Annotated in this window: 3 protein-coding genes and 3 pseudogenes; 4 read left to right on the plus strand and 2 right to left on the minus strand. The window is 69.9% G+C overall.

The features are described from left to right. Positions 1-426: 426 nt before the first annotated feature. The 4 genes and pseudogenes from RH94_RS43150 to RH94_RS46335 all read left to right on the plus strand — a co-directional run bounded on the left by RH94_RS43150 (position 427) and on the right by RH94_RS46335 (position 4,480). On the plus strand, positions 427-1,746 hold the full coding sequence (locus RH94_RS43150) for an FUSC family protein (protein ID WP_234425716.1): 1,320 nt from the start codon (positions 427-429) through the stop codon (positions 1,744-1,746). A gap of 368 nt (positions 1,747-2,114) precedes the next feature. Next, positions 2,115-2,969, plus strand: a complete 855-nt coding sequence (locus RH94_RS12135; protein ID WP_073947619.1) for an alpha/beta fold hydrolase — start codon at positions 2,115-2,117, stop codon at positions 2,967-2,969. Between the two features lie 336 nt (positions 2,970-3,305). After that, positions 3,306-3,773, plus strand: a pseudogene (locus tag RH94_RS46330) (alpha/beta fold hydrolase); the annotation flags it as partial. Between the two features lie 2 nt (positions 3,774-3,775). After that, entirely contained in the window at positions 3,776-4,480 is a 705-nt protein-coding gene (locus RH94_RS46335) for a hypothetical protein (protein WP_324614262.1), read from the plus strand. A gap of 12 nt (positions 4,481-4,492) precedes the next feature. On the opposite strand, the pseudogene RH94_RS12145 reads toward RH94_RS46335, so the two are convergent. Both RH94_RS12145 and RH94_RS12150 read right to left on the minus strand, forming a co-directional pair. Further along, positions 4,493-6,029: pseudogene (locus tag RH94_RS12145) on the minus strand (ISL3 family transposase). A gap of 227 nt (positions 6,030-6,256) precedes the next feature. Beyond that, positions 6,257-6,580: pseudogene (locus RH94_RS12150) on the minus strand (transposase family protein); the annotation flags it as partial. Positions 6,581-6,781 lie beyond the last annotated feature (201 nt).

The raw sequence follows: 6,781 nt of genomic DNA on the forward strand, positions 1-6,781 counted from the left end.
GCCGCGGCGGTGCAGTTGCGCACCGATGCGGACTACTTCACGGACCGTGCCGCCGGCCCCGCCTTCGGGGAGTGCCGTGCCTGCGCCCAGGAGACCAGGTCGAGCACGCAGAAGCTGCAGCAGGCGTTCACCGCCACCCCCTACCGGCCCACCAGCCTGTCCACCGGGTCCCGGGCACTGGTCCGCCTGATCGACGAGCTGACCTGGCTGAGCGCGATCCTCGCGGAGGCCGCCCCCGCCGTCGAGGACGGTTCGACCGGCACCCGGCAGTCCTCGGTGGTGCGCAGGGCCGCTGCCGCCGTACTGGAACTGGCGGCGGAGATGCTCGATGATCCGCGCATCACGCCGGACCGCCTGCGCGCCGGGGTGGAGGAGCTCCGTCATGCATTGACCGCGCTGGAGGGCGGGGCAGTCAACCGGCTGCCGATGCCGGACGGCGGCTCCGGTGGCAGGCGCGGCCTCGACACCTTGGTCGACAGCCTCGACGTCACCTTCCGGGCTCAGGAGGTGGCCTTCGTCGTCCTGCAGATCGCCCGGAACGTCGACATCGCCCGGACCGCCGATCACCGCAGCTGGCCGGACCGCCTGCTCGGCCGCGAGCCCGGATCCCCGACCGGTCGCCTGACCAGCGCCACGGAACGCGCCGCCGCGCATGTCGAGCCGCACTCCATATGGCTGCACAACAGCATCCGCGGCGCCATCGGCCTGGGCATCGGCATCGCGCTGGCCGACGTGACCGGCGTCCAGCACGGCTTCTGGATCACGCTGGGCACCCTGTCGGTGCTGCGTTCCAACGCTCTCAGCACCGGGCAGAACGTCTTCCGCGCCCTCGGCGGCACCCTGGCCGGCTCGATCCTGGGCGCCGGTCTGCTCCAGGTCATCGGACACCACACGAGCGTGCTGTGGATCCTGCTGCCCGTCGCAGTGATGGCCGCGGGCGTCGTCCCGGCCGCGATCTCGTTCGCCGCCGGGCAGGCGGCCTTCACGCTCACCCTGGTCATCCTGTTCGACATCGCCCAGCCGGCGGGCCTGTCGGTCATCCTGTTCCGTATCGAGGACATCGCGCTCGGCTGTGCGGTGAGCCTGGTCGTCGGCCTGCTCTTCTGGCCGCGCGGCGCGTCCGCCGCCCTCGCCAGGGCGTTGGCGGAGGCGTATGTCGACAGCGCGCGCTATGTGCTCGGGGCAGTGGGCTATGCGGTGTCGTGCTGCACCTTCAGGCCCGAAACCATCGAACCCCCGCGGGAGGGCCGCCGGGCGGCGGCCGCGGCACGCCGACTGGACGACGCCTTCAGGACCTACCTGGCCGAGCGCGGAGCGAAGGACGTCTCGTTGTGCGAGACGACGACTCTGGTCAACGGTGTCGTAGGGCTCCGTCTGGCCGCCGACGCGGTCCTGGAGCTGTGGCGGCGGGCCCCGGGCGGCCGGCCGCTCGAGGACCGCGCCGCCGCGCAGAGGGAACTGCTGGTCATGGCGGAACGGGTCTTCCGGTGGTACGAGAGCCTGGCCGGGGGGCTGGAGAGCGAAGGGCCGGTGCCGGAGCCGCTGGAGTCCGACCGGGAGCACAACGCCCGGCTGGTCGAGGCGGTCCGCCGGGACCTGCGTGATGCGGACGGGCAGGCGGCGGGGACCGGCATCCGCATCATCTGGACCGGCGACCACCTGGAAGCAGTGCGGCGGCTCCAGTCGCCCATCGCGGCGGCAGCCGGTCACGCCGACGCGCGCGTTGCCGTGATGGGATCAGTTTGACTCCGCAGGTGCCGACAACCCACTCAGTCGCGCTTGGCCAGGGCCTGACGGGCGGAGTGGCCCTCGGCCCAATCGGCCGGCCCGGCCGAAGGTGACGGTCGTGTCCACCAGGACAGCGTCGTGCGCGCCGGAGACGAGCGTGCTGTTCATGAGGGACCACACGGGAAAGGCGTGCCGCGAGACGTCGCCCTGCAGGCGCTGACCGAGGGCGTCGACGCGCCCGGGCACTACCGGCCCGACGCTGCACTTGGCTACCTGGATGGCCGGGCTCTGTCTCTTTTTCACCCGATTGCACTGGATGGGCGGGCGCGACGGCATCGATGCGTGAACGCTGATGTGCTATGCCCCCGGCGGAAAGGGAATACAGCATGGCGGCATCTGCGGTCCATGGCATACGACGCCGCACACGGCGTCTCCACCTCTCGGCAGCGGGGTGCGCCGTCGCCGCCCTGTGCACGGCCCCGGCGACCCCGGCCCTCGCGGACGGTGGAGCGGGCGGCGCCAAACCCACCATCGTGCTGGTGCACGGCGCCTTCGCCGACGGCTCGAGCTGGAACAGAGTGATCAAACGGCTCGAACGCCGCGGCTACACGGTCATGGCCCCGGCCAACCCGCTGCGCGGGCTGTACAGCGACTCCGCCTACATCGCCTCCGTGCTGAAGAGCATCAAGGGGCCCATCGTGCTGGCCGGCCACTCCTACGGCGGAGCAGTGATCAGCACGGCCGCGGCAGGAAATCCCCAAGTCAAGTCCCTGGTGTACATCTCGGCCCTGATGCCCGACGTCGGTGAGAGCGGCATGTCGTTGTCCGCCCGGTTCCCCAGCGCCCTCGGCACCGCCACCACGTCCGTGCCGTACCAGGCCGACGGCGTCAGCGGAACCGACCTGTACCTCAAGCGCGACAAAGTGCATCCGGTCTTCGCGGCCTGCCTGCCGGCGAGTGAGGCGAACCTGCTGGCGGTTACCCAGCGCCCCGCAGCGACCACCGCCTTCTCGGAGAAGGCCAAGGTCGCGGCGTGGAAGAACATCCCCTCATGGGCCCTCGTCGGCCGGCAGGACATGACCATCAACCCGGACCAGGAACGCTTCGAGGCCAAGCGCGCCCACTCCCACACCGTGGAGATCAACACCTGCCACGTATCCCTGATCGCCCGCCCCGACACCGTCGCCGACCTCGTGCTCCAGGCCGCCACGGCCGCCGGCGGCCTCCGGAACCGCCGTTGACGTGCACGCCATGATGCGGCTCACCGGCATGGCCGCGGCGCTCACGATCGCCGGTGCGGGAATCTTCGTCCTCGGCCGCCGCCTGCGGCACCGGTCGAACCGACAGCAGGCCGTGGCGGTGCGGGCCTCTTCCACACCGCATTCTCGGGTCGAGCAGCCGAGTGCCCGGCTCTCGGGCAGGGCGTTCCGTGGCCGGCGGCTCCGCAGGGACTCAAGCGGTCCCCGCTGCACGCATTTCCGCGTTCGGTGTTTCATGGCCGGTGCTGCCCGTGATCCGGTGCACTCGGCCGTTTTCACAAGAAGGTGGTTGTCATCGACAGGCGGACTTTCAACGCGATGGTCACCGCGGGCCTGGCCTCGGCTGTGCTCCCCGCATTCCCTGCGGAATCCGCGGTCGCGGTCACGCGTGGCGACGTCTCACCGCGCAGCGCATCCGCGCGGCTCATCAACCCGTTGCCTGAACTGGAGCCGATTCATCAGGTCCGCACGGACCTGTTGGACATTGCCTACCACACGGCAGGGCCCGCCCACGGCCCGGCCGTGCTGCTCGGCCACGGATGGCCCTACAGCCCCGACGCCTACCGCCACGTCACGCCCCAGCTCGCCCGTCGGGGATTCCGTGTCCTCGTCCCGTACCTGCGCGGGCACGGACCCACGCGTTTCCGCGACAAGGACACCATTCGATCCGGTCAGCAAGCCGCTCTCGGCTCGGACGTCATCGCGTTCATGGACGCACTCGGCATACGGCGTGCCCTCTTCGGCGGGTATGACTGGGACGGACGCGGCATGTGTGTGGCGGCCGCCCTGTGGCCGGAGCGCTGCAGGGGACTTGTGTCGGTCAACAGCTATTCATCCAGAACTTCAATGAGACGCCAATCGAGACACCCGATCCCCCCGAGGTCGAATCTGCCCACTGGTATTACTACTACCTTCTCACCGAACGCGGGGCAGTGGGATTGGCGAAGAACACCAAGGAGTTCGCCCGCGCGGTATGGAAGCGGAACTCGCCGAAATGGCGGTTCACCGAGGCCGACCTCGACCGCGCGGCCAGGATGTTCGACAACCCGGGCTACATCGCTGTCGTCCTCAACGTCTACCGCGTCAGACGCCACGACGCCCCCACAGACCCCCGCTACGCCGATCTGGAGGCGCGGCTGCTGAAACAACCGCCGATCACGGTGCCCGCCGTGACCCTGGACGGCCTGGCAGACGGAAGCCTGCCCCCCGACCAACGGAGCCTCCTCAGCGGCGCACTTCACCGGCCCACGCGTCCACCACCAAATCCCCGGCGCCGGCCACAACCTCCCCCAGGAGCGCCCGGAAGCCTTCACCAATGCGGTCCTCGAGGTCAGCCGACTGCGCTGAACATCGGTGACCTGCTCGACGAGCGCAACCGCATCCTGATGCAGGCACGGGCACCGGACAGGTCGGCTGATCGCTCGCGCTGCGGGCCGTTGATCAATTGGTCGGGGTGTGTCAATTTAACGGCCCTGTCTCACATTCGGTGGTAGCAAAGCGTGAGGTCATCCGAGGAGGATGCGGTGGCGTAGGAGAGTGAAGCGTGCCCGCCCGTACATCTGCCTCGCGATCCGCTTGGTCTTGGTGTTCACACCCTCGGTGGGGCCGTTGCTGTACGGGAGGGTGAGCGCGGCGATGACAGCGTCGCGGTCTCGGTCCAGGCCCCGGGTGAAGGCGTGCAGGTGAGGCAGACCGACTGCGCGGACCTGGGCGATCCAGAGTTCGAGCGTGTCGGCATTTCCCGGGGCGGGCTTCAGGAGCTGGGCGAAGTCCCCGATACAGGCGGCCAGGTGAGTCAGCTCGGGGCAGGCCGCGGTGAGCCGGGCCAGGAGGTCTCGATGCTCGGCCTTGAGGTTACCGGGCCGGGTGAGGAGCATCCGGGCGAGCCGGCGCGCGGAGATGTGGCTGCGGTCGGCGTCCGCGCGGCCCTGGTTGATGTCCTTGTGCAGGAGGTTCAGGCAGCCGGTGGACCCGAGGGCCTTGATCTCTTCGAAGAGGTGGCTGACGGGGACGGCGGGGTCCTCGGTCCGGCGTTTGCGCAGGTGCTCGCGGTAGGGGGCGGCGAGGCCGGCAGGGTACTGGGGGACGCGGAGCATCCGCTCGGGCCGGTCGGCTCGCGCGTAGCGTTTGACGGTGTTCAGGGCCGGCTGCAGGCGGCGGGCGCATTCGAGCAGGCCCACGCCCTGGTCGAGCAGGCCGTGGACCTGGTGCCGGCGCTCCGGGGTGGTCTGGGCGCGGGGCCCGTCGTACAGGGGCGTGTCCAGCACGGTGGCCCAGCAACTGCTGTGTGCCTTGGCCTCGCTGAGGGCGGCTTCGCACAGGTGGTGCCACAGATGCCAGCGGTCGGCGACCTGCACCGCGTCGGGCAGGGCGCGGACAGGTGGCCTCGGCACAGGTCGCGGAGCCGTCACGGCACACGACCTCGACGCCTGGATGCGCACGCAGCCAGGCTTCCAGGGTGTCGGCGGTGCGGTCGGGCAGTACGTCGATCCGCTCATGGGTCTCGGCGTCGATCGCCACGGTGGCACAGCGGTGCCGCCGGCGCAGGGCGAAGTCGTCGACGCCGATCGCACGCGGCGTCCGCCCGGTGGGCAACGGGATGCGCAGCAGGGCGCGCAGGGCCGTGTGGTGCGAGACGCCCGCCGCGAGTATCGCCGGCAAACGTGATCCCGCCCGGCCCGCCAACTCCTTGACCACGGCCTTGACCTGCCTGTTCAGGCGGGCCGTGCGTCGCTGGTATCGCTCCAGCACCCCGGGCACCTGCTCGCGGAAGGTGTGACGGCAGCCGCGCGTGGGACACACCAGGCGCCGTACCCGCACGCAGATCACCACTCTCCGGCCATCCACCGACACATCGGCCACCGTCCGCAGCTGAAAGCCGTGCACCCGCCCGGACGCCGCCCCGCAGCCCGGACACAGCGCAGGGCCCTCCCGCGTCCGAGCCCGCACCAGAATCCGCTCGCCCTCGTCGGTCACGTCCTCGATGACCAGCGGTGACAGCCCCGAAAACACCACATCTACAAGCTCGTTGACATCCCGCACGCCATGTCAACGACGAACCAGCACGCTCCGTCACCACCGAATACGAGACAGGGCCAGCCGCTCGTTTGACAGACCCTGGCAGGGCGTCCTTGGGCCGTACTCCTGGCGAGCAGGTTGCTCGGTCGGCCGGGGCTGCCGTTTCCAGGGTTGTTCAGGCGGGCTGGGGGTGGGCTGATGGGTGAGGAGGGGCCTTGCCCCAAGGCCGGGTAGTTGGGGCTTGCAGATCATCAACTTGCTGATTTGCTCTTGAAGGGGATGGTGATGCCTGCTGTAGTCGCGAGGTCGTGGAGGGCGTCCAGGTCAGCGAGTTGATGGTCGGCGGGCTGGATGACACGTCCGGCGGTCTGGAGGAGTTGGCGGACATCGCGGATGCGCCGGTTGACCGTTCCAGGATGGACGTTGAACAGGGTGGCGACGGCGACCTGGGGCAGGGCCAGGCGGTAGTGCAGCACGGTGGCCAGGAGCCGGTCGGCGAGGGTGAGCATCGGCCGGCGTCCGGTGGTGCCGTCGCCCTTGATGCGTGGCCGGCGGCCACGTCGCTTGTCCAGATCGTGTGCCGCTCGAAAAGTGATTGCCCCAGGTGGGAGCGGTGTGGGTCGGCCGCTGGGAGCGTGTCCGCATGATCGCCTCACTGGCGTACAAGATGGTCCGGAGGCTGCTGTCCTTCCCGTTGGTGCTGCTGCGCCGCGACATCACCAGGGACGCCGAGCTGCTCGTGCTGCGGCAGGAGAACGCAGTCCTGCGCCGGCAGC

It is taken from the genome of Streptomyces kebangsaanensis (genome assembly GCF_001906585.1).
Lineage (GTDB): Bacteria > Actinomycetota > Actinomycetes > Streptomycetales > Streptomycetaceae > Streptomyces > Streptomyces kebangsaanensis.